Annotated in this window: 22 protein-coding genes; 12 read left to right on the top strand and 10 right to left on the bottom strand. The window is 41.9% G+C overall.

The genetic code is table 11. The annotated features are described in order from the left end of the window. Positions 1-11 precede the first annotated feature (11 nt). Positions 12-3,047, bottom strand: coding sequence for an efflux RND transporter permease subunit (locus tag ABKW31_RS12565; protein ID WP_348616855.1), 3,036 nt, complete (start codon positions 3,045-3,047; stop codon positions 12-14). Positions 3,048-3,121: 74 nt separating this feature from the next. After that, a complete protein-coding gene (locus ABKW31_RS12570; RefSeq protein WP_348616769.1) occupies positions 3,122-4,219 on the bottom strand; it encodes an efflux RND transporter periplasmic adaptor subunit in 1,098 nt (365 codons plus the stop codon). Positions 4,220-4,413: 194 nt separating this feature from the next. Here ABKW31_RS12570 and ABKW31_RS12575 point away from each other — a divergent pair, with 194 nt between their 5' ends. From ABKW31_RS12575 to ABKW31_RS12590, 4 genes are all read left to right on the top strand, one after another. Beyond that, the gene (locus ABKW31_RS12575; protein WP_348616770.1) at positions 4,414-4,800 is read left to right on the top strand and encodes a hypothetical protein; all 387 of its coding nucleotides are present in this window, start codon (positions 4,414-4,416) and stop codon (positions 4,798-4,800) included. A 184-nt stretch (positions 4,801-4,984) separates the two neighbouring features. Then, entirely contained in the window at positions 4,985-5,878 is an 894-nt protein-coding gene (locus tag ABKW31_RS12580; protein ID WP_348616856.1) for an acyltransferase, read from the top strand. Between the two features lies 1 nt (position 5,879). Continuing rightward, positions 5,880-6,785: an acyltransferase gene (locus ABKW31_RS12585; protein WP_348616771.1), complete on the top strand. Its 906-nt coding sequence runs from the start codon at positions 5,880-5,882 to the stop codon at positions 6,783-6,785. Continuing rightward, positions 6,775-8,016: a mechanosensitive ion channel domain-containing protein gene (locus ABKW31_RS12590; protein WP_348616773.1), complete on the top strand. Its 1,242-nt coding sequence runs from the start codon at positions 6,775-6,777 to the stop codon at positions 8,014-8,016. Before ABKW31_RS12585 ends, ABKW31_RS12590 begins: the two co-directional genes overlap by 11 nt. Before the next feature lie 37 nt (positions 8,017-8,053). On the opposite strand, the gene ABKW31_RS12595 is transcribed toward ABKW31_RS12590, so the two are convergent. Then, a complete protein-coding gene (locus tag ABKW31_RS12595; protein ID WP_348616775.1) occupies positions 8,054-8,251 on the bottom strand; it encodes a hypothetical protein in 198 nt (65 codons plus the stop codon). A 296-nt stretch (positions 8,252-8,547) separates the two neighbouring features. Between ABKW31_RS12595 and ABKW31_RS12600 the strand changes: the two genes are divergently transcribed. Then, positions 8,548-9,330 (top strand): DUF2884 family protein, encoded by a 783-nt coding sequence (locus ABKW31_RS12600; RefSeq protein WP_348616776.1) that lies wholly within the window; start codon positions 8,548-8,550, stop codon positions 9,328-9,330. 35 nt (positions 9,331-9,365) lie between these two features. Continuing rightward, complete coding sequence (locus ABKW31_RS12605) at positions 9,366-10,181, top strand: SDR family oxidoreductase (RefSeq protein WP_348616778.1); 816 nt, start codon at positions 9,366-9,368, stop codon at positions 10,179-10,181. Here ABKW31_RS12605 and ABKW31_RS12610 read toward each other — a convergent pair whose 3' ends face one another. From ABKW31_RS12610 to ABKW31_RS12625, 4 genes are all read right to left on the bottom strand, one after another. Continuing rightward, positions 10,182-10,739 carry a hypothetical protein gene (locus ABKW31_RS12610; RefSeq protein ID WP_348616779.1) on the bottom strand — a complete coding sequence of 186 codons (558 nt, stop codon included), beginning with the start codon at positions 10,737-10,739 and terminating at the stop codon, positions 10,182-10,184. A 152-nt stretch (positions 10,740-10,891) separates the two neighbouring features. Beyond that, on the bottom strand, positions 10,892-12,313 hold the full coding sequence (locus tag ABKW31_RS12615) for a sodium-dependent transporter (RefSeq protein WP_348616781.1): 1,422 nt from the start codon (positions 12,311-12,313) through the stop codon (positions 10,892-10,894). Positions 12,314-12,427: 114 nt separating this feature from the next. Beyond that, entirely contained in the window at positions 12,428-13,171 is a 744-nt protein-coding gene (locus tag ABKW31_RS12620; RefSeq protein ID WP_348616783.1) for an SDR family NAD(P)-dependent oxidoreductase, read from the bottom strand. Next, positions 13,164-13,589 carry a DUF393 domain-containing protein gene (locus ABKW31_RS12625; RefSeq protein WP_348616784.1) on the bottom strand — a complete coding sequence of 142 codons (426 nt, stop codon included), beginning with the start codon at positions 13,587-13,589 and terminating at the stop codon, positions 13,164-13,166. The genes ABKW31_RS12620 and ABKW31_RS12625 overlap by 8 nt, the downstream gene beginning before the upstream one ends. Before the next feature lie 218 nt (positions 13,590-13,807). Between ABKW31_RS12625 and msrA the strand changes: the two genes are divergently transcribed. Continuing rightward, positions 13,808-14,353: a peptide-methionine (S)-S-oxide reductase MsrA gene (msrA, locus tag ABKW31_RS12630; protein ID WP_348616786.1), complete on the top strand. Its 546-nt coding sequence runs from the start codon at positions 13,808-13,810 to the stop codon at positions 14,351-14,353. 76 nt (positions 14,354-14,429) lie between these two features. Here msrA and ABKW31_RS12635 read toward each other — a convergent pair whose 3' ends face one another. Both ABKW31_RS12635 and ABKW31_RS12640 read right to left on the bottom strand, forming a co-directional pair. After that, a complete protein-coding gene (locus tag ABKW31_RS12635; protein ID WP_348616787.1) occupies positions 14,430-15,557 on the bottom strand; it encodes a hypothetical protein in 1,128 nt (375 codons plus the stop codon). A gap of 548 nt (positions 15,558-16,105) precedes the next feature. Then, on the bottom strand, positions 16,106-19,321 hold the full coding sequence (locus ABKW31_RS12640) for a glycoside hydrolase family 2 TIM barrel-domain containing protein (RefSeq protein WP_348616789.1): 3,216 nt from the start codon (positions 19,319-19,321) through the stop codon (positions 16,106-16,108). 415 nt (positions 19,322-19,736) lie between these two features. Here ABKW31_RS12640 and fldB point away from each other — a divergent pair, with 415 nt between their 5' ends. The 4 genes from fldB to ABKW31_RS12660 all read left to right on the top strand — a co-directional run bounded on the left by fldB (position 19,737) and on the right by ABKW31_RS12660 (position 22,139). Next, positions 19,737-20,279 (top strand): flavodoxin FldB, encoded by a 543-nt coding sequence (gene fldB, locus ABKW31_RS12645; RefSeq protein WP_348616790.1) that lies wholly within the window; start codon positions 19,737-19,739, stop codon positions 20,277-20,279. A 6-nt stretch (positions 20,280-20,285) separates the two neighbouring features. Continuing rightward, on the top strand, positions 20,286-21,074 hold the full coding sequence (locus tag ABKW31_RS12650) for a CLCA_X family protein (RefSeq protein WP_348616791.1): 789 nt from the start codon (positions 20,286-20,288) through the stop codon (positions 21,072-21,074). Positions 21,075-21,188: 114 nt separating this feature from the next. Further along, positions 21,189-21,596 (top strand): biopolymer transporter ExbD, encoded by a 408-nt coding sequence (locus ABKW31_RS12655; RefSeq protein ID WP_348616793.1) that lies wholly within the window; start codon positions 21,189-21,191, stop codon positions 21,594-21,596. Positions 21,597-21,731: 135 nt separating this feature from the next. Next, on the top strand, positions 21,732-22,139 hold the full coding sequence (locus tag ABKW31_RS12660) for a biopolymer transporter ExbD (RefSeq protein WP_348616795.1): 408 nt from the start codon (positions 21,732-21,734) through the stop codon (positions 22,137-22,139). A gap of 98 nt (positions 22,140-22,237) precedes the next feature. Here ABKW31_RS12660 and rraA read toward each other — a convergent pair whose 3' ends face one another. After that, complete coding sequence (gene rraA, locus ABKW31_RS12665) at positions 22,238-22,723, bottom strand: ribonuclease E activity regulator RraA (RefSeq protein WP_348616797.1); 486 nt, start codon at positions 22,721-22,723, stop codon at positions 22,238-22,240. Positions 22,724-23,156: 433 nt separating this feature from the next. Here rraA and lysA point away from each other — a divergent pair, with 433 nt between their 5' ends. Beyond that, the gene (lysA, locus tag ABKW31_RS12670) at positions 23,157-24,407 is read left to right on the top strand and encodes a diaminopimelate decarboxylase (RefSeq protein ID WP_348616799.1); all 1,251 of its coding nucleotides are present in this window, start codon (positions 23,157-23,159) and stop codon (positions 24,405-24,407) included. Positions 24,408-24,439: the final 32 nt, after the last annotated feature.

A 24,439-nucleotide genomic window follows, 5' to 3' on the forward strand; every position in this document is an offset into this window, starting at 1 on the left:
AGTCTGTGAACTTACCTTTTAGAAGGTTGATGATTTGAAGCCAGCACTACGTATACGCTGGGTAAAACCAATAAAGTAAATAGCGTACCCACCATCATGCCTGCGACTAGTATTATACCTATGCTATTGCGTGCTTCAGCTCCTGCACCAACGACTAAAACCAAAGGGAAATGACCTAGAACTGTGGCGGCTGTTGTCATCAATACCGGGCGTAAACGCGCTTGCGCGGCAAGTTGTACAGCTTCGAACTTATTCTTACCTTGTTCTTGCATTTTGTTGGCAAATTCGACGATTAAAATCCCATTTTTGGCGATGAGACCGACCAAGGTTATAAAGCCTACTTGTGAGTAAATGTTGATGGTGGTGAAGTCTAAAAAGGCAAACATTAAGGCGCCGGCCATGGCTAAGGGGACTGATCCAAGTAACACCACTAATGGGTCGCGAAAGCTATTAAATTGCACCGCTAAAACCAAAAATACAAACACTAAAGCAACAACTAACACTCCTTCTAAGGTATTACCTTCTAAACGAATTTGCCGCGACTCGCCGGCATAATCAATGCTGTATTCAGCCGGTAATAACTTAGATGCCGCCTCTTCTAAGGCACTTAGGCCTTGCTCTTTCGTGGTGCCTGGGATCACTTCACCATAAATTCTAAAAGCATTTTTTTGCTGAAATTTACTCAGTACTCGAGGCATAATTTCGGTTTCTAAACTCGCAATAGCGCTCAAGGGGATAAGCTCGTTAGCTGGCGTGCGGATTAACAGTGACAATATGGCATCAGGATTAATACGCGCACTATCATCTATCATTGGAATAACGCGGTAGGCTCGACCATCTTGATTGTAACGACTGACAAAATTACCCGATAACAGCACTTGAAGCTGGGCGCTAACACTGGCTAAATCCATGCCTAAGTCGGCGATAGCCTGCCGGTTTAGTTTAAAGCGGGCTTGCGGGTAGTCTAATTTAAGATCGGTTTCAGCAAATAAGAACTTGCCACTGGCTTGGGCTGCCGCGACCATCTGGTCGGCATAGCGTTTCATATCAGTGTAAGAATCTGTAGTGAGTACCGCCATTTCAACCGAAAAATTACCTGAAGTAGGTAAGGCTGATTCCATTACCGGAAACGCTTTTAAGCCTGGTACTTGTGACAAATTAGCAAAGGCTTGCCAAAACATGTCCTGCGTTTTTTGTGAACGATCGGCTGGGTCGACTAAGTCCAATCCCCCAAAAGCACCTGCGGGAGTAACGATTTGCCACATATATTTAGCACCATCGAGTTGTAGCATGGTGTCCACCACCGCATCCATATGTTGCATGGTGTACTCTAAAGAGGCCTCTGGTGCAGATTCAATCACCACATTAATGCTGTTTTGATCTTCGGTAGGCGCAAGTTCTTTGAGTGAAAACAAATAGAAGGGCACGTTTAGTAAAGCTAAAAATACCGCAACAAACAGTACTTGAGTTTTGTATTTGAGGGTGACGAGCAAAATCTTGTTATAAGCCTGGCCAATGCGCTCAAATACCCGATTGATAGCTTGAGTTAAACGACTCTCTTTTCCGCCTTCGGGGGAAGCATAAGCGCTCATAATCGGTGACAAGGTAATGGCCACAAAGCCAGAAATTAACACGGCGATGGCTAGGGTAAAGGCAAACTCTTTGAACAATGCACCAGTTAAGCCGGTTAACAAGCCAATAGGGGCATAAACTGCCGCTAAGGTTATGGTCATACTAATGATGGGTGCCAATAATTGGCGCGAACTGGTTAAGGCGGCTTCCATGCGACTCATGCCACTGCGCATGTAGCGGGCAACGTTTTCAACCACCACTATGGCATCATCCACCACTAAACCAACAGATAATACAATGGCCAATACAGTTAACAAGTTTAGACTAAAACCCATCAACGCCATGGTGCCGATAGCGCCTAAAATAGAGATGGGAATGGTAACTAGTGGCACCAGTGCGGTGCGAAACGAACCCATCATCGCGACGACGACGATGCCCACAAGTAAAATTGTTTCAGCCAGAGTTATGAATATTTCTTTTAAAGCACTGCGCATATACAAGGTGCCATCGTAACCATCGGTAATGCGCAAGCCATTGGGTAAAGTAGGGTTTATTTCTTCTAGCTTGGCATATAAGCTATCGCCGATTTCGATTTCGTTTGCGCCAGGCAAGGGCCACACTGAAATAAACAACACCGTGTCATGGCTAAAGCGAGCACTGGCTTCGCTTTCTTCTTCTCCAATTTCGATATCAGCGATATCAGATAATCTAATCTGGGCCCCATCGACATTTCTCACCACAAGCTGCTCAAAATCAGTGACCGTGGATAAAGACGTATCTGTCAGTAGCGGAATGCGTTGTTGATTGTTTTCACTCTGACCGACGGTAGCAATTAAGTTGTTGGCACGCAGAGCCAGCATGACTTCGTCGGCGGCAATATTAAATGCCGCTAATTTAGCTGGGTCGAGCCAAATTCGCATGGCAGGTGAGCGGCCGCCCTCTAGGCCAATTCGTTGTACTCCGGGGATAGACGCTAGAGCGGGTGAAACGCGACGAGATAAGTAGTCAGTGACATCCATACGCGACATCTCACTGTCGGCCTGATTGTAATTCACCACTAGATAAAAAATAGCAAAAGGACGGTCAGCCCGCACGACTTCGACTGAAGGATCTTCTGCTCCCTCGGGTAATTCGAAGCGAATTTGGTCCAGTTTCGCAGATAATTCAGCTAAAGCTTTAGTACTATCTTGATTGAGTTTCAACCAAACAGTGACTGAACTTAGTCCAGGTGTACTGCGTGATTCAACATAGTCAACGCCGGGCACCGAGCTTGCTACGCGTTCAATAGGCTCACTGATGAAACCCTGAATGACTTCGGCCGACGCCCCGACATAAGGCGTGGTTATCTGTAACGATGCACTGGTAATTTGTGGAAATTGCAGGATCGGAATATCAATAGCAGCACGTATGCCCACTAAGACGAGGACCAACGATAGTACAATGGCAAGAACCGGCTTTTTACAAAATATGTCCATCACTGAAGGGCGCTTGCCCAAAGCATGCTCTGGGTTTTCTTCTACTGGCCTTTGCTTAGTGTCATTTTCGGCCATTACAAAGGCTCCGCATTTGCAACATCACTAGCAAGGTTGACTAACATTCCCTCACGTAATTTAAACGAGCCCACTGTGGCGACTTGGTCGTTAGCATTGAGACCCGACAATACCACTATCTGCTTTTGATCATGTGAACCGACTACTACCGCCTGTCTTTTAGCACGCAATTTTCCATCTGCTGCTGTTGCCAAAACATAAACATACGTGCCAAAAGAATCATAACGAACGGCGGTGTTGGGCAGTCGTATCGCGCTTATTGGCTTTCCTACCGGCACCATGACCTTTACACTGGTGCCTGGTTTTAATTGGGCAGTTTGGTTATCCAGTTCGGCGCGAATGCGCAAATTGCGTGATGTACTCGAAATAACTGGGTCAATAGCCACTATATTTGCTTTGTGTTTGACGTCGGTCTGATTAATTGTGGCAATTTCGAGCTCGGTCAAGGGGCTCAATTGGTATTCAGATTGCGGCACTGAAAAATCGACCCATGCTTGGTCTAGTTTGCCGATTAACCGCGTTATTAGAGAGTTTGCTGTTAAAAAGCCACCCACTTCCAGCTCATGTAAACCGGTAATGCCAGTAAAGGGGGATACTAAGGTTTTCTTGGCAATAGTCGCCCTTAAGGCTCTGGCGTTGGCCTGTTTAATCGCTAATTGGGCCATGGCCTGATCAACTTGAGAACGACTTGACGCACGGGTTTCTACTAATTGAGTGAGTCGAGATACATCTAATTTGGCCAAGGCAATTTCAGCTTCGATTGCATCTAATTGGGCTTGTTCATTGATGCTGTCTAGGGTTAGAAGCACCTCGCCTTTTTGAATTTGGCCGCCTGAAGAAAAACCCACATAGGTAATAATACCTTCTAGTTCATTGCGGATATCGAGTGTTCGTGTTGCCTTTACTTCACCCATTACTTCTAAGGTGTCTTGCCAATCACTGGTCGTCACCGTCAAGGAAAAAACGGTTTCGCTTGGCTCAGGAAAAGACTCACCGAAGGCAATTGCCGCACTCACCTGAGTAAATTTTACGTAAGCCAGTAGTAAAAAAGTAACAACGCAAAAAATAATGGCGGCAATCCAGGGACGAAATTGCATCAGACTTCCTCTTTCTATCTTATTGTCTTGGATCAAAAAGTCTGACAGTAGCATAAGCCTTTTTGATGTTTGCATTCGCTAATGGATATGCTGGGCATAAGATTATACTGCTTGGAAAAGACAATAGTTCAACTCTTTTACATAAAATTCTGTGACCGCAGCGCAGATTAACAATTAGTTTATTCAATCTTGGATTGATAATTGCTGTTAGAGCTTGTTTTAGCCTGCTCGGCTTTGCCGGCCATTCAGGTGACACTGTCGGTCAGCAACGCAAAGCGGTAACAGAAATGCGTTCTCAGGTTTTGGACGAACTATTTGTATTAAAACCCAGTGTTGAACAGCAGATTATAAGTTCTGCAGTATTTGACAATACCAACGTCAACTTGTTGTTGGCGAGTTTTGGTGCTCAAGCAGATGCTGCAGTAAAAGCAGGTGATAAAGACGGTGCGGTTACAAGTGAGGTCACGGTCGATAATATGACAATTTATCAAATCACCAAAAATGGTTTAGCTCTGCAAGCAACGATAAGAGGCAGCAAATATTGGCCTGATGAACAGCTAAACAAAGTCAGCGCTAATTAAATAGAACTAATGGCACAGTAAAGCGGCTGACATTGTTGGCGCTGTTTTTTTAAGACAGCTAACTTCCCTTGAATATCTGTGCTTAGTCCGGCCCGGCATTAGTTGAATTTTTGCTACTGCTTAGCGGTGGTTTTAGTTTACAATCACCGCTGTTTTTGGCGAAGTTAGGTTGTTTTTGGCAGTTATGCATGTATTTATCGGTATTTTGTCCTCATTAGCTTATTTCTTTAACACCTTATTTTGGGTGACTCCGATATTAATTATGTCGGTTTTGAAAGTTATTCCGATTAAACCGTGGCGGACCTTTTTGTCTTATTTTTTAGACGGCTGTGCAACCGCATGGATCAGTATTAATAGCCTTAATCAAAATTTATTCTCGAGAACTGATTTTCATGTGTCTGGTGCTGAAGGTTTGACACAGCAAGATTGGTATTTAGTTATTGCTAATCATAGTTCTTGGGTTGATATTTTGGTGCTGCAGCGCGTTTTTAATCGCAAGATACCATTCTTAAAATTCTTTCTTAAACAAGAGCTTATTTGGGTGCCGTTTTTAGGGTTGGCGTGGTGGGCTCTCGATTTCCCATTCATGCGCCGTTACAGCAAAGCCTTTTTAGCTAAGCATCCCGAATTAAAAGGTAAAGATTTAGATGCAACCCGCAAAGCGTGTGAAAAATTTCGCTTCAAACCGGTCAGCATTATGAATTTTGTTGAAGGAACTCGATATACTAAAGAGAAAGCGGCTGCACAAAAAGCATCCTTCGAGTATCTACTTAATCCAAAAGCCGGCGGTATGGCCTATGTGCTGAGTGCTATGGGCGATAAGTTACATAAATTGTTGGATATCACGATACACTATCCAAACGGGACGCCCAGTTATTGGGATTTTGTGTGCGGCAAAGTGCGTAAAATAAACGTTCAAGTCAGTATATTCTCAATCGAAGAGTTGGTTAAAAACGAGACATTTGCTATGGACTATTTCGACAACCCTGAACAAAGAGAAAAATTTCAGCTTTGGCTTACCCAATTGTGGAAGCAAAAAGATCAAGAGCTTAAAAGATTAGCCATGAGCCAGATGTAGTATGTTACGTTTTTTACCGGTTTTTTTGTTGTTTCCCCTGCACTTATGTCTGCAGACTATTAATATTGCTTTTTGGAGCCTATTAATCATTCTATTTGGGCTGTTCAAGCTAGTCTTACCCGTCGCTGCTATTGTTAAGCCCATTAATGTGCTGATTAATTTTATGCTATTTGCCTTTGGTAAACTTAGTGTGAAGCTGATTAAATTGACTAACAAAGTGGAACTTGATTACCAGATTGATGGGACTCTAAGTAAAGAAGAATGGTATCTGATGATGCCTAATCATATTAGTTGGTTAGACATCGTCATTCTTACCGAATTTGCGGCTGATCGTATTCCTGCCCCCAAGTTTTTTTTGAAAAAAGAATTAATTTGGTTACCTTTTGTTGGTTTAGGGGCTTGGGCCTTAGATATGCCCTTTATGCGCCGTTACAGTAGTGCCTTTGTAGCAAAAAATCCCCACTTGAAAGGCAAGGATATTGAAACAACCAAGCAATCTTGTGAAAAATTTAAAAAAATGCCGACCACGGTGATTAATTTTGTTGAGGGTAGTCGTTTTACCCCTGATAAACACCGACAACGACAAAGTCCTTATCAATATCTATTGCCACCAAAAGCTGGCGGTATTGCCTTTACTCTTGCCGCTATGGGAGAGCTATTTACTAGCATTTTAGATGTTACCATCGTATATCCAAACGTTAAGGGCAGTGCGATGTTAGCCATGCTCGGTGGCAAACTAACAAAGATTGTTTTAAGAGTTAAAGTGTTGGAGATCAAAGAAGGAACGGTAGGTGATTACTTTAATAATGAGTCATTTAGAGCGGCGTTTCAGACTTGGCTAAATCAAGTGTGGCTTGAAAAAGATAAACTAATTTGTGATTTGGAAGATAAACCCAGTGAAAGCTAATGACATTATTACTCAAGCCGTGATCGATAGTTTTGCCTATTTTGGTTTGAAAATAAGCCAATCCGGATTGCTTTTTCAACTGAGTGCCTTGTTGGTTATTTTCTGTCTGGCTTGGATCAGTTTTAAACTGATGCGTATGTTATTGAGGGGCAATATTACTCAACTAGTATTGCGCACTAAAAATGTATTTGACGATGAGTTACACAAACACCACTTTTTTCGTCGCGCCAGTCATCTAGCGCCTGCGTTGCTTATTCATACTCTTTGTCCTTTATTTATTACCAAGCCCTATTTAGTCAACGTTATACAAAAAGTTGCGGTTATTTATGCTTTGGTGACCATGGTACGTATGGCCAGTGCCCTATTAAATACTATCGAAGATACTTACAACGCCTCTAACTTGGCGAAGAAAGCTCCCATTACCGGCTTTATTCAAGTAGGTAAGTTATTTGTTGTTATCGTCGCCTTAGTTTTGGTTATTTCGAGCGTTCTGGATAAATCACCACTGTTACTATTGTCTGGTTTGGGCGCAGTGACAGCAATATTGCTATTGTTGTTTAGAGATACAATTTTAGGTTTTGTTGCCGGGATACAAATTGCAGCTAACCGCATGGTTAATACGGGCGATTGGATTTCGATGCCAAAATTTGAAGCCGACGGTGAAGTACTGCAGGTAGGTTTGACCACGGTAAAAGTACAAAACTGGGATAAAACTATTACCACTATCCCAACTTACGCGCTTATCGCTGAACCCGTTAAGAATTGGCGCGGTATGAGTGAATCTGGTGGGCGCCGCATCAAACGTGCTATTAATATTGATGTACAAAGCGTGCAATTTTGCGATGAAGCAACATTAGAAGAATTTGCCAAAATTCGTTATATCAAAAGTTATATACAAAAGAAAAAAGACGAACTACAAGCCTTTAATAGCGAGCAAAAAATTGAGATCCAAGACTTAGTTAATAGTCGACGTTTAACGAATATCGGCACGCTACGGGCTTATATTCAAGCCTATTTAAGCAATCATCCGAAGCTCAACCAAGATATGACTTTGATGGTGCGGCAATTACCGCCCACTGAATTGGGTATGCCGTTAGAAATTTATTGCTTCAGTGCAGATAAAAATTGGGTGAATTACGAAGGTATACAAGCAGATATTTTTGATCATTTACTGGCGATATTGCCGGTATTCAAACTCAGAGCCTATCAACGTATGAGTGATAGGCCATAAGTTCCATTTTGCTCTTACTTGCTCAATTAGTGTCTTATTAGACGGTGGCTAATGCGTAGCTAAAGAGGGCACATAATACCAAACCAGTAAGGCCAAAAAAACCATACTCAACTTTGGTTTTCATTGATGCTGTGTTTGCAGGTTGAGCAAAAAAGCCCATGATAAAACTGCTCACACCTAGTACAAATGAAATCACGATTAACAAAAAAATCAGTGGTTCGACCCAATTACTCATTAAATTTACCCTTAAGACGCTACTGCCTATGATTGAGCTGCAAATTGTAAGCGATCTAAGCTATGGATGACAATTTTTTCCAAACATTTGCGCTTAAATCAATTTCAATATCTATTAGTATGTAGAGTTCGTCTATTCGACTAACAATTAGTCAATTATGCTAAGCAGATTAGCTAAGTATGAGGTGATGTGCTCATTTATTTGTTTAAGTTGTTGATTTTAATCAATATAAATAACTGGCCTAAGCTTTGCTGTAGTACTTATAGATAAATGAATAATCACTTCTGGAGAACTATATGCGCACTTTACTACTAGCTGGTTTACTCAGCTTAAATGCTAATTATGCTTTGGCAAATGACTGTGAAATTGAGTTTGAAGGTCATCTTCAATTAGAAAACCGTGTTTTAACAATTGAAACTGATGCATATAAAAAAATTGTCATCAATCAACAAAATCAATTGTTTGTGAATGGTGAAAAAATACTGCTATCTGCTTATCAGCAAAACTTAGTGTCTGACTATTATGCTGGGATCTATGCGGCCGCGCCACAAGCAGCGGCAATTGCTACTGATGCCATTAAATTAGCTAGTGTCACGGTTGGTGAAGTATTTTCTGAACTCTTAGGCCGCGACTCGGATGCTATCGATGGCTTAACGGACAAATTAGATGAATTGGGCGAGCATATACAAACGAATTTTTACTCGAGTAACGGTGAGATTCGTTTGAATTCCAAAGATTTTACAGAGGATAACTTTTTAGGCAATGACTGGGAAGATGAATTTGAGGAAGCAATCGAAGAGGTAGTATCAAATTCCATTGGTCATTTGCTGATTTCAATTGGTAGTGAAATACTGTTTAGTGGCGGTGATATGGACGCCTTTGAACGCAAAATGGAACGCTTTGGCCAAGATATTGAACAACGTGTTGATTTTCAAAGCAGTGAACTTGAGGCACGAGCCGATGCTCTGTGTATGAGTTTGGTATCGGTTGACCAAATAGAAGCAAAGTTACAAAGCTCTATTGATGAACTTGCTGAATTGAATGTCGTGCAAATTACAGCAAAACCTCAGGCCATGTGATAGCGTTATAGCTTATATTCTTGATTGGTATTGTGATGCGTATCGCTATAGTAGGCTGCGGTTGGTTAGGCCAACCGCTTGCCAAGCAATTAAAACAAAGTGGCCACTCTATAGTGGCCACTTGCCGTTCAGCACAAAAACGACAAGCGCTCGAACAACTAGGCTATTCAAGTCATGTTTATCAATTGGGTGATCTTTTATCAAGCGATGCACTCAAAGCCGTTTTTCAGTGCTCTTTACTGATATTAAATCTTCCACCTGGAGGGCGACATATTCAGCCTGATTTTTATATAGAGCATATGTGCCAGTTACTAAGTACAGCGCGTCAGCAAGGCGTATTACAGGTTATTTTTATCAGTACAACAGCGGTATATGGAGATATACAAGGCAGGGTAGTTGAAAGGACGCCGCTTGCGCCTGTAAGCGAATCAGGGCGAGCACATCAAATAATTGAGCAGCATGCGCGAGACGTCTTTGCTGGCAGTGCTTGTGTATTAAGATTAGCTGGACTGGTGGGGACAGATCGTCATCCTGCAAAGTATCTGGCAGCGAGAACAGACATCAGTCACGGTTCTCAGGTGGTAAACTTAGTGTATCAACAAGACGTAATCACTGCGATTGAAGCAATAATTGAGCAAGATAAATATGGAAATATATTTCACCTGTGTGCTCACGAGCACCCTACTCGACACGATTACTATAGATGGGCATGTGCAAAGTTAGGCTTAGACTTACCTGAGTTTGCGGTTGAAAACCATGAGCATCAGGGTAAGATCATTGATGCCCATTGGACGTGTGAGGCCTTAGGGCTAGAGTTGAGTTATGCCAGCCCCTATACAATGTTAGCTTAGCTATTGTAGTGATGCGGTGTCAGAAGTGCTTGTTTTGCATCGAGGATCCGCTGCCTGGACCCCTTTAATCATCTCCTGCGACAAAATCATCCCATTTGGCAAAGTAATTGGGTCGCAGCCGTGGTCTTGCTCGCAAATCATGTCCCACTCAGCACGGGCTTTAATATGACAAGCAAAACAATTTCCACCAAATTTATTCACTACTTCAAAGGCACCATGCACTTTGATTTCTGAACCTTTTTCACTCACTTCCAGTTCAAAAAACTCCCAATCTTTGGTCACTGCATTGTAGCCTTTTTCGCGCTTTACCATCACTTCAGTTGGCACCAACTGCACAACAGAGCCAACTGGATAGACGCCGCCATTTTCTGAATTAGCTACCTGTAAGGTGGCCTGCAGGTCACCTAATAAATTATCAACAAAGAAGCCCCGTACCGGCGTCATATCATCTAAGCATTTGAAGTCGTCCTTGCTTACTTCAACGGTTTGTGTGTGGGCCAACTGGCTGCTGAAGCTCAACAGTAGTAACAAAAAGGTGGGTAAACGATGTAATCTCATACTGACATATCCAACAATGATAAAGGAATAGTATTATTGATGGAGGTGGCTTGTACTAATTTAGTTGCTGAATTGCTATTAATAAGGCTACTGAATTAACAAGGCCAAGTTATTGACTCGGCCTTGTTGACATGGATAACAGCGTAACTGGCTTAACCTATTAATGCCTTGCCAAAAAACTTCAGGGCAACAGTATTCACAAAAATGGCCAGCAATATTAATGGAATAAATGTCCCTACAGAGAAGTTAACGTATTTTTCAGACCAACTGGCTTGGTAATTTGGCGCGCCCTTATCGAGTTCTGCATTGAACTTGGCCTTTTTCCAGCGATAAATAACAAAAATACAAATCAATAAACCATTGAGTGGCAAAATCGTATCGTAGAAAACATCAACAATGACGTCAAAAAGCGACTTGGTTTGGCCTGCATAATTGACAAAGTCAGTAAAAAAGCTTGCGATCCCAAAGGACATTGATGCGAGAACGGCCATCACCACTAACAATAATCCTAAGATGCCTAGTGCTTTTTTACGGCTGTATTGTTTTTCATCCATCAAGGCTGCAACCGGTACTTCAAAAATCGACACCAAAGAGGTAATTGCAGCGAAAAATACCAGTAAAAAGAACAGGCTAGCCACAATGCTGGCGCCTAAATAACCAATGGTTACTTGCAATGCCAAAAATATTTTAGGTAAAAAAGTAAATATCATACCGACGGAAGAGTCACTTAAATCCGCCGCATTTGTATCAGGATTAAACGAAAATATAGCAGGTAAAATCATCAAGCCGGCAATAAAAGCAACGGCGGTATCAGTCAAAGCCACCAGTTTGGCAGAGTTAGGTACGTCGGCCATGTTATCGATATAGGAGCCGTAGGTGATCATAATGCCCATACCCAGCGATAAAGAGAAAAATGCTTGTGATAACGCGGCACTGACTACCGATGCGTTTATTTTAGAAAAGTCTGGAACAAGATAATATTCAACTCCTGCCATGGCATTGTCTAAGGTCAATACAAAAATAACTAAGGCAATTAGCATGACAAAAAGAGCTGGCATCATTAATTTAGCCGCTTTTTCAATACCTTGTTTAACCCCACCTTGCAGGATTAAATACACTATAGCGACAACAGCGACCATATAGAAAAACAAGCTCGGCGCGTTTATAAAGTCGCCAAAGGTAACAGGGTCGGCAAGTACTGAAAGATTGCCTATTACAGATTGAAATAGATAACCAAAAAGCCAAACTGTAATTACCAGATAAAAGACAGCGATCATAAAAGGGGTAATAATTGACAGCCAACCCGCTAACTTCCAGTGTGTTTCACCATCAGATAAGGCATTGTATGCGCCGAGTGGATCCTTACGACTGTTCCGACCTACAGACATTTCTGCCATCATGACCGGCAAACAGATAAAAAACACAAACAAAGCATAAATAATCAAAAATGCGCCACCACCATTTTTAGTGGCTGCCACTGGAAAACCCACCATATTGCCGATACCAACGGCGGAGCCAGCAGCGGCTAGAATAAAGCCTAAGCGAGAGCCAAATTGTTCGCGAGGAGCACCCATGTTAAATCCTGTATTATTTTTATAGTTGGGCGCTGATGTTAACAGTACAAAATTAAAAAGTCTTTTGCGGAATGAATCGCGGCTAAAAAAATAAGCAAAAAAACTTTACAGTTGTTACCAGGGTATCGTTTTACCTTGCCAATCTAAGTAGTAAGGGCCGTTTTGTGCATGTAGGTCGTCGAGTTGTGACAGCAACTGTTGTGCGGTAAATTGGGCGGTAAACAGCTTCTCGGGTCGTACATTGTTCTGAAATGGTTTAGACAAGGCCGTATCTACCGTACCCGGATGATAACTCACTAGACAGACATTCTTAGCGCGGCGCTGCAGTTCAATTTGAGCGGTTTTAAGTAGCATATTCAAGGCTGCTTTCGATGCACGATAGCCGTACCAACCACCAAGCTGGTTATCACTGATGCTGCCGACTCTGGCACTCAGGAAAACCACCTTCGCTAAGTGTTGCCCCTTCACAATAGGTTCGAGAGCCTTCAACCAGAGCGCTGGGAGGATAGTGTTGACATGAAAATAGTGCTGAAGTTGCGCGGCATTAATATCTTCCAAACGCTTTTCAGGCTGGATAGCTCGTCCTGTTTGGTTTTTATCATGAAGAGTACCAATACAGCATATGACGGTGGAAAATGCTATTTGTGTTTGCGCCAACTCTTGGCAACAGGCCTGTATGTTTTGTTCGTTTTGCTCATTAATGATGTGGTATTTCACGCTTTCAATTGGCTGTTTAGGCACTGAACGTGATACGGCGTGCACTTGGCTATATTGCCCCCCATTGAGGAGTTCGTTAATAAAGGCTTCGCCAATACCACCAGAGGCGCCAATCACCAGAGCTTGTGGTTTATTATTCATCTGTTTTGCCTTTATTCGGTTGACAAGCATCACAGCTACTCGGGCCCTGCAAGCGCCGTTTACCGGTTAGCCAAAATGATAAAGTATAGCGATGACGGGCAAAACCCAAATAAGCTAGGTCAGCAAACCAACGAATTATTGGCCACCGCAGTGGTGCGTAAACCCATCCTTTACCGACTAATTTCCACGCTAAGTAAGTGACATCGAGACCGCTAATTAGACTGCCGTCGGGCAATTGTGCATGGATCCGCGCATTAAGTGCTGACCAGTTCAAGTGAGGATAGACGACGCTAAAAGAAGGTTCTTGAATATCGACAAAGTTAAGCTTAGCTTCTTTGTTGAGCTTTTTCAGGTGGTTCATTTCTGCCAAGCAAAGTGGGCAATAGCCGTCGTAAAAAACGGTTAACTGGGTATTCATTAGCGTAAGTCACTTAAATTACTGCAAATATACTATCAACTACGTTATCGCCAAGAATTAGATTCATCAAGCCAAAAAAAGAGTTTAATTGCTCACTGCTGCGGTTGATGTCTGGGCGCACAATACGGTTGTTCTATGCTTTTATTTTTCAGTGGGTCTTGAAGTAATACGCCTGCATAACTACATTGTGAAACCAGTCAGACTTTGGAGAAAACATAATGGCAAATATTCAACAGGCAACTTTAGCGGGTGGCTGTTTTTGGTGTATCGAATCCGCCTTCAATAGTGTTGAAGGGGTAGAGTCTGCGTTTTCTGGCTACGCAGGTGGTCAAAAGGCAAACCCCACTTATGAAGAGGTTTGTGCTGGCACCACTGGGCATGCTGAAGTGGTCAGAGTGAATTTTAACGCAGATAAAATTAGTTATCGTGATGTGTTGGAAGTTTTTTTTGCTTTGCATAATCCGACACAGATGAACCGTCAGGGAAGTGATGTCGGTACTCAATATCGTAGTGAAGTTTTTTATCATGATGCTGAGCAGAAGAAAACCGCAGAGCAAATTATTGATGAGATTGAGTTGGAAGAAATTTGGTCTAATCCAGTGGTAACTGAAATTACGCCCCTAAACAATTATTACCAAGCAGAAGATTATCACCAAGACTACTTCAGGCATAATCCGCAGAATCAATATTGTAATATGGTGGTTGCCCCCAAGCTTGCTAAATTTAAAAAGAAGTTTGCCAGCTTACTAAAAAGCGCAGACTAAATTTAAGCCGTTTGCCGTTTATCACGGAAATAAGCGGTTTTTAGCCGCTTATTTCTAAAACAACAACGCTATCCTCTTATTCGAACCAACTAGGCTGGATAGCTAAACTGAATAATAAGGGCGAATAATTTTCATAGTTTGTTTTGTTTTGCAGACAGAGTATGTTTTTAGGATAGGCTTCTTTCCATGGATCATTGATCATCCATACTGTTTGTCCTATTACCGCCACCCCTTCTATAGAGGCGTTATCCATTATTTCTGCATCACGGCAATTGTCGGTAGAGGTGCTCAATTGGGCATAAAACTCCAACGATATGATCCGCGTTTCTTTTTGACCTGTTAAATCAATCAGCCACAATTTGGAGTCGTTGCGAGCCGCGGCAATGAGATACTCTTTGCCTTGAGGTGTTTGGTAGTAGTCCATGCCGTTTATAGGGTGATTGCCTTTAGTAAATTTGGGTAACTTAAGTTGGGCATCTTGGACAGCAGCAAAATCTTCGCTTTGCCAAAAATCAGTGCTTATAGTGATCGAAAATACTCTAGCTTGTTTATGAGTGTCTCTTTCTAAACCTAAATAAAGAGTTCGATTTTGACCAAAGGCCATGGCTTCTATTCCATCATTAGGCGTATCGCCTATCTGCATTTGCTCAGTGAATTTCAAAGGACGAATGTGGGTGATGAGAGCCGTATTCTGGTCTTGTAATTCGAGTCGCACTAGCAGAAAAGGAAATTGAGTAGAGCTCGAATGGTGATAGGTTTGTTGGCACTGGGCGCTAAGTTCATCATCGTAGGTAGCGTCTTCGGTGACCATATACAGAATGTTGTCGTCAGCGGGATCGACCACCAATGACTCTAAGTCGGGATTACGACTAACATAACCGGCAAAACAATGACTTGTAAGCGTGTCGGATAACTGCAATTTTATACCGTTATCAGGCATTGTAGCGCTATCTGGATTTATGGTTCTGAGGCGTAAACGGTGGACTTCTAATGCACTTCTATCGCTTAGGGTCATCAATTCGTTGCGCCAATTCACTAACCCTGAGGTTTGTGGATCAAGCATCACTGTGCCGTCGGGCTCAGTTATCCATTTACCATAAACTGCTAGAACTGCATCTGGTTTTTTTAAAGGTTGCTCTACTGCCGTTGGTGAACAAGCCGCAAGTATGACAGTGGCTAAAACAGTAACAAGAATGAGTTTCATAATATTCCTAGCGTTGGGGTGAGACGACAAGCTGCACTATTTTTGTTTCAGTTAAGCGACGAACCAAAAACAAAAGGTTTATTTGCATTAATAAATTTTGCTGAGCATATTAATACCAATTCCATTAAATAACTACTCACTCAGAGTGCGTCCAGTGGTTTTAGGGCAAGGCGTCGCTATGCAGGAATGGTAATTCCCTTTCAAATATTGACAATACAGCTCTGAAGCCGCTGGGGCACTCCCTTCGGGCCAGTTTTAAACGAACATACTCTGCATTGCTCGAATTCGAAATAGCCAGCTATTACTTCATTTAAGCGCCTTAATTATGTCGGTTTACATTCTCGCTGAGTGCGCATTTACTTAATGGAATTGGTATAAAAGTCATTTTGCTTAAGGAATTTAATCTTGGCAGAAATTAAGCTTCGAACTATCTGTGACATACAATTAAGCAGGATGATGAGCGTTATTGAAAATGAGTCAGGCGTTTGAGGGTGAAATTATCACAACAAAACTGCTGCGGCATCCCAGCCGCATCAGCATGTGTAATACTATTTTGTAATAGGCTTTATACTGAATCCGTAACGATAATCACGCCACGGCAAAGTGTACTGGTATAAAGGTGAGGAGCCCCATGAATCTGTGCCTGCTACACCACGTTGTTTGTAATCGATATTGACAAAGATATGATCTTTTTTAGGCAAGTCGTGAGGATGAAGTCCTTTTTTCTCAAACTGGTCGTAATCTTGTACATCGTAAAATTGTGCACCAAAGCCTATTAGAGGTAAGCCATTAATCTGTATACCTTGTCCTTGCTTGTTAGTGAAGCTGACTTCACGCACATCACTGCGGTAGCCGTTTTCTTGTGGTCTGACATAGGGAAAGTATAAGTCATCTACTGACATGTTGTAGCGCCCTACAAAAGCTGAGGTTTTTCTATCCCAATAGTTTTCATGAGGACCCCGTCCAAACCAAGAAACTTGATCAAATTCAGCAGGAATTTGCATTAAATTACCAATACGCGGGAAAGCGGATTGAAATTTATGCGGCGCAGCATAAAACCACTGATCAACATCAACATTACCGTTACCCGACACCACATACGTAGATAAATAACGGCTTTCAACATCCGTTAAATAATGCTCTGTGCGGATTTCGATTTGTTGTTCGTTGAGTTTCTTCCAGCTAAATTTTTGCAGTTCACTATGTTGTCCAGCAAGCTGCCAAACTTTTGCTTTTGCAGGAAATTGTTCACCAAAATCATTATCAGTTGGCGCTCGCCAAAACTCTGGGCGTAACTGAGCAACTAACATGTCTTTGCTATCAACACGGTATTGGCTTAACCAGCCTGTTGATTTGTCAAACTCCACAGCCATTTCATGATTTTGTGAACTGGCAGAAATAAGTAATTGCGTTTCAGAGTCTTGTAAAACGATTTTGCCTTCGATGACTTGAGGTAAACTGTTTTTTGCTTTGCCTTTTAAACTTAACTGACTATTTGCAACTACAAAGTCAGCGGGCAATGCTTGCGTAGCTTTTTTGGTTTTCCAGTAAAAATTAACAAAATACTCGGTATTGGCTTGAGCCTTCAATTTTAAGGGCAAGCTCAGCATTGTTTGCTGTTGAGGAGCCACATTAACTGTGTCTACTTTACCCGATTCAATTAGCTCACCGTTGCCTTCAATACGCCATTCTAAATACACGTCAGTTAATGAGGTGAAATCACGTTTGTTTTTAACGATAACTTGGCCTTTGGATAAGTCGTCAGCTAGCACATCTATATATTGATATACTTTTTTAACTTCAAAAGCATGGGGGTTTGGGGTGCGATCGGCCGCCATCATGCCATTGGCACTAAAGTTCCCATCGTTGTATAAACCTTCGGCTTCCATATCACCGCCATAGGCTTTGTAAGTGCCACCATCAGCTGTTGGCATGGCAAAGGTTTGGTCAACCCAATCCCAGATAAAGCCACCTTGCAACAAAGGATATGCCTCAATTAGCTGCCAATAGTCAGCTAAATTTCCCATGGAATTTCCCATTGCATGTTCGTATTCACATAAAATGAGTGGCCGTTGATAGGGTAATTCTGCCTCAGTCAAGGCATAGTGTTTAAGCGTATCTATACTGGCATACATTTGACTGTACATATCGGTATGGCGGCGAGTTTGCGCTTGCTCTGACATCACTGGTGTAGCAGTTTTAGTTTTTAGCCAATCGTATAAGGCTTCAATGTTGGGGCCATCACCACTTTCGTTGCCAATCGACCAAATAACCACTGAGGCAACATTTTTATCGCGCTCGTACAAGTTTTCGACCCGAGATAAATAAGCCGCTGTCCATTCAGGCATGTTAACCATGTGTTTGGATGGATCATAAGAATGTCCTTGGTTAGACGCGCCTATTCCGTGAGACTCTATGTTCGCTTCATCCACCACGTACATACCGTATTCATCGGCGAGTTCATACCAATACGGATCATTAGGATAATGCGAGGTCCGCACCGCGTTGATGTTGTACTGCTTAAGTAATTCCATATCGTGACGCATGGATTCACGACTAATCACGTGGCCGGTGTATTCATCGTGCTCATGGCGATTAACCCCTTTAAATAACACAGGTTTACCGTTGATGAGTACATTGCCATTTTTCAGTTCGCTGCGCTTGAAACCAATACGCGATCTAATGACTTGTTGGATCTCACCTTGTTCATCCAATAAACGGATAGACAGCCCATAGAGGTTAGGTTGTTCGGCGTTCCACGGGCTAATATTATTGATAAGCTGGGTAAAACTAAGCTGTTGTTGTTGGCCTGCTTCCAGCTCGTCTAGGCCGAGTTTTTTACTCAATACGATTTTATTTTCAGCGTCATTAATATCAATCTGCAATTGATATCCTTGCTGGGCACTTGCGTCATCATTCTTAATCTGTGCACTAAACTTTAGGTCGCCAATTAAAAAGTTATCACTTAGGCCTGCATCAGCATGAAAATCGCGTAAATGAACCTTAGGAGTGGCGTAGAGATAAACATCTCGCTCAATACCACTCACGCGCCACATATCTTGTAATTCCAGATAGGTGCCGTCTGACCAACGATAGACTTCAAGAGCGATATGGTTTTTACCTGCCTGAACATAGTCGGTTATATCAAATTCTGCCGGACTTTTAGAGTCCTGTGAATAACCCACTTTATTACCGTTGACCCAAATATAAAACGCTGATTTAACAGCGCCAAAGTAGGCGAAAACTTGCTTGTTTTGCCAATCAGCAGGCAAGTCAAAATCACGTTTATAAGAGCCTGTAGGGTTATAATTATTGGCTACTTCGCCAGCAACAGGTTTATCGGTAAAATCTACGCGCATATTAACGTAATTAGGCGCACCGTAACCTTCGAGCTGCCAGTTGGCGGGCACTTTAATGTCTTTCCAGCTCGAAACGTCATAGTCGTTTTTATAAAAATCCATGGGGCGTTGCGTGGGGTCGGTTACGTAGTTGAATTTCCATAAGCCGTTTAAGTTGAGGTAATTGCTGTGTGCCCAAGGTTCGCTGACAAACTGACCTGGGTCTTTGAAAAAGCTATAAAAATGCGCGCGAGGAGGTAATTTATCAATCTGAAATACTTGGGGGTTTTGCCAATCATGCAAAGCGTCGCTAGAAGTCATTGTTTCAGTAGCCTTTTCATTTGTCTTTGAGGTAATTGCCTGTTCTGTGCAGGCTAATAGCGATAAAACGGCCGACAGTAGTAGGCCTAATTGAATTTTTTTCATTGAATTACGCATAATCATATTTAGTCGCTATCTGTTTGCGGTTAAGAATACTATTTATAGTATTAATTAGATCAGCATACTGTAACGAATATTTGGTTTTACATAAAGAGTCCTTGTTATTTAATTTTTACTTTTAACCCAAGAAAATTACAATTATGTTTATTGTTTTGCTCCTTTCAGGCACTTCAGCGTATTGATTTGGTATCACGTAATACTTTTAAGATCTTTGCCACTTAATCTGCCATTAACCTTTGAGCAATAGGCAGTAGAATGTTGTTGGACATTCATAAGCATTCGGTGAAAAGCCTTTAATTTAACTGATTGCCCTTTGTGTTGGTCATATGAAAGAGCAGTGATAAGATTAAGCACTGAGGGCATCAGCTCTTATCTAACTTTCAAGTAAGTACCTTATTTAATGACAATAACAACTAATGAAATCGGCTTGTTTTATGGCTCTAGCACCTGTTATACCGAAATGGCCGCCGAAAAAATTCAACAAAGACTGAATGAGTTACTCGCCCCTCGGCAGGTAAAGCTATTTAATATAAAAGACGTAGCATTAAAACAAGCTGAGCAGTTTACGACACTGATTTTTGGCATTTCAACCTGGGACTTTGGTGAATTGCAAGAAGATTGGGAGTCCAGTTGGGATGATATCGCAGAGTTAAACTTGCAAGATACAACTGTCGCGCTGTTTGGCTTAGGGGATCAATTGGGTTACGCAGACTGGTTTCAAGATGCATTGGGTTTGTTACACGATGAATTAGCCATTTTGGGCTGTCAATTTATTGGTTATTGGTTCAACCAGGGTTATGAGTTTAATCAGTCAAAGGCGCTTATTGCGGATGACGAATATTTTGTTGGTTTATGTTTAGATGATGAAAATCAATATGACTTGACGGATGACAGAATTGAACAGTGGTGCCAACAAGTCGTTGCAGAACTAGCAGAAATATAAATTCTAGTGTCAGAGCCTCGCCCTTCCCGTATACATCAACCTTATTACCGTAATGGCCCATCTCATCGAGACGGGGCAGATGTTAGCTTTTTAGATATTAAACGAATGTTTGGTTTTCGCACGATAACCATTGGTAGTTGGGTGAACAAGCAAGAACAACAAACTGCCGCAAACTTATTTTTTGATGCTTTGTGTGACTTAATGGATATTCTGGTAGTACCGGAACAGGTTATTTCTTTAAACGGCACATTGTCACTGGCGTTTGGCAGTGGTGGGCGTAAACACAGTAGTGCTCATTATGAGTCGAACACGCGTATTCTGGCTTTAGCAAAAAATGCTGGAGGAGGATCTTTGGCTCATGAATGGATGCATGCATTTGACCACTACATTTGTGATAAGTTATTTCTCACCAGCTCAACCAATGAATTTGCCTCAGCCGTTTGGCTTAGCGACCGGAGTATTCGGGCCCATGCTCTCAATACTAAGTTAGAACTATGTTATTCAGCCATTTTTTTATCGGCAGATGGTCGCGAACCCAATGACTACGTCAAGCGCAGTGCATTAGCCGATACACATTTAAATTGTTTTTATTATGCCCAGCCTCAAGAACTGGTGGCGAGAGCCTTTGAAGCGACGATACAAGATCAGAAAATCAAGAATGCTTTTTTAGTGCAAGGCACCAAGCAAAGTCCCGAAGCAAAGCTCGGAATTTATCCTCAGGATGAATTAAGACAAACTATTTCACACAAGCTACTGGATTATTTTTGTCATTTGGGGCACGCTATAAACAAATAAATACAACTTTATTTTTGATTTTTAGATTAATTCGTATTGAATTAATAGTGCCCTCAGGCAAAACTGTCTTTATACTAGGCAAATTCGAATTCAACTTATTGGCGATTAATACCGATGAAAAGAAAAAAACACGGCTCCGCAGACGACGAAGCAGCAATTGATATGACGCCCATGTTGGACATCGTGTTCATCATGCTTATCTTCTTTATCGTAACGACTTCTTTTGTGAAAGAGAAAGGTTTAGAAGTAAACCGTCCTAAAGATTCAAATACACCTCCACCACCATCCAATGTTAAGTCATTAGCTATTCGTGTAAATGAAGACGGCACAATAGTCGTAAATGGTCGTGAAGTAGATATTCGTCGTGTTGAAGCTAACATTCAAAGTTTCTTGGCTGAAAACAATCAAGACTCTGCTGCGGTGCAAGCCCATCCAAAAGCGAAACACGGTGTGGTAACAGAAGTTATCAACGAAGTGAAGAAAGCGGGTATCAATACTGTTTCGGTGTTGGTAGGTAAATAGACCGTACTATTCCATTAAATAAAAATTAAAAACGCCGCAATACTTGCGGCGTTTTTTTTTGCCAAAAAATTAGCTAATTCTGCGATCCTATTTATAGTTATTTATTATCCCTCATCAATAAAGCAGGTAACAATAATGAAGCGATCACTGCATGGCGTGCTAGACAACAAAACGACTATTGATATGACCCCAATGTTAGATATTGTATTTATTATGTTGATTTTTTTTATTGTGACTACGTCATTTAGCAAAGAGCTAGGCTTAAGCGTCATCAGACCGACAATTCCTGATCAAGCAATTCCAATAGCTCCAATGAAGTCTTTGTCTATTCGAATCAACGAAGATGGGTCCATTGTGGTCAATGGTAGAGAAGTAGATATTCAAAGGGTCGAAGCCAATATCCAAAGTTTCTTAGCTGAAAATATTCAGCACAGTGCAGCGGTTCAAGCCCACCCCAACGCTAAACATGGGACGGTTACTGCTGTAGTCAATGAAGTCAAAAAAGCAGGAATAGAGAGAGTGTCGCTGTTAGTTGCGGACTAATACTTTCAGTGTTAGTAAATTTTTTATGTAAAAACGCCGCAACTGATGCGGCGTTTTTGTAAGTGTTTTACTGCTGGCTTAACTGGCAGGTACTACTTTTATTCAAGGTCTAATGGTTCAGGCGACAATATAATACCTGTGCGATCAGCATAGATATGATCTTCCGGCAAAAAGGTGACACCGCCAAAATTTACCGCAATATCAACTTCGCCAATCTCTTGATCATCAGCACTAACAGGGATGGAGGCTATGGCATGAATACCAATATTAATTTCTTCAAGATCATCCACTTCGCGCACACTGCCGTAACACACAATGCCTTCCCAGCCGTTCTCATATGCTAACTGTGCTGCACTGGCATCGATTAATGCTCGACGCATAGAGCCGCCGCCATCGATTAATAGAACTTTACCCACTCCAGGGAAGGCCAAGGCTTTTAATACTAGCCCTTTGTCTTCAAAGCATTTTATCGTTGTGACTATGCCACCATATGAAGGGCGACCGCCAAAGCTAACGAACATGGGTTCAACCACGTCTACACTGTCAGCAAATAAATCACACAACGCAGAAGTATTGTATTCCATTTGAATTCCTCAGAGTGGCAATATTGAGTATCAGTATACTGGCACTAACAAGCAATGCCATAAAATAAAGACAAATCGTGCAGATTTTTCATGCTAAGAACTTTTTGTTAGTTTGCGTACAGAAGGTCATAAAGTTAGCCCAAATTGTTTTTCATTTGCACAAAATTTAACGCCACCGACAAATCTATAGCAAATAACTAACTTATCGCATAAAGCCGCTTTGTTTTTTGTCTAGCAAATGACATCATTAGTCATGCTTTTTTTATTGTTCAAATATTGATGCTTAAAAATTCAAAGTTACTTGTTTTACTCCTCATTAGCTTATTTGCTCTTAATGCGTGTGGGCAAAAAGGTCCTTTATACTTGCCTGATGAGCCAACAATGAATAAGTCAGAATCGTTACCGCCACCTAACCAACAGGAATCTCGTTGAGATGGATTATTTTAGTTATAAAGATCAGCAACTCTTTGCCGAAGACGCTTTACTCAGTGATATAGCTCAAAAATTCGGTACACCTTGTTATGTTTATTCTAAGGCGACTATTGAACGTCATTGGTTAGCATTTGATAAAGCGGCAGGAAAACATCCGCATTTGATTTGTTATGCCGTTAAAGCCAATTCTAATTTGGCCGTATTAAATATCATGGCGAAGTTGGGTTCTGGATTTGATATCGTTTCTGGTGGTGAGTTAAGCCGTGTTCTCAGAGCTGGCGGCGATCCAGCAAAAGTGGTGTTTTCTGGGGTGGGTAAAACGGAAGCTGAAATTGCCCTAGCCTTACAGCACAATATAAAGTGTTTTAACGTTGAGTCCTTACCTGAACTAGATAGAATTAACCAAGTTGCTGAGAGTATGGGCAAGATTGCCCCTATTTCTTTGCGGGTCAATCCTGATGTGGATGCAAAAACCCACCCTTACATTTCTACAGGTTTAAAAGACAATAAGTTTGGTGTTGAACGTCAACAAGCGGTTGCGGTTTATCAATATGCTGCCTCACTGAGTCATTTAAACATTATTGGTATGGACTGCCATATAGGTTCGCAGCTAACTGATCTCACACCTTTTGTTGATGCATTGGATATTATGCTGAGCCTGATTGATGAGCTTGCCTCTTTAGGTATTGAAATTGCGCACTTAGATATTGGTGGTGGACTGGGTGTTACCTACAAAGGAGAAACACCTCCTCATCCCGATCAATACGCACAAGCAATTGCACAGCGCATGCATGGCCGTGAATCATTGCAACTTATTTTTGAACCTGGCCGAGCCGTTGTAGCCAATGCTGGCGTATTGTTGACTAAGGTCGAGTTTATCAAGCAAGGAGCGGAGAAAAACTTCGCTATTGTTGATGCGGCGATGAATGATTTGATCAGGCCGGCTTTATACTCTGCTTGGCAGAATATTATTCCTTTAGTCATAAACCCGGCACGTCAGCCTGCCGTGTATGATGTTGTTGGACCCGTCTGTGAAACCAGTGACTTTTTAGGAAAAGAGCGTGAGCTCAGCATTGCTGCGGGCGACTTTCTAGCCGTCAGAAGTGCTGGTGCCTATGGCTTTGTCATGGCCTCGAATTATAACAGTCGTTGCAGAGCCGCTGAAATAATGGTGGATGGTGCTAACAGTTATGTGGTTAGAGAGCGAGAAACCATAGAACAATTGTTCGCCGGTGAGCACCTGCTAGCCTGATACACGACGATAAAATCTGACAGGCTGTAACG

It is taken from the genome of Paraglaciecola sp. 25GB23A, from assembly GCF_040012495.1.
GTDB lineage: Bacteria > Pseudomonadota > Gammaproteobacteria > Enterobacterales > Alteromonadaceae > Paraglaciecola.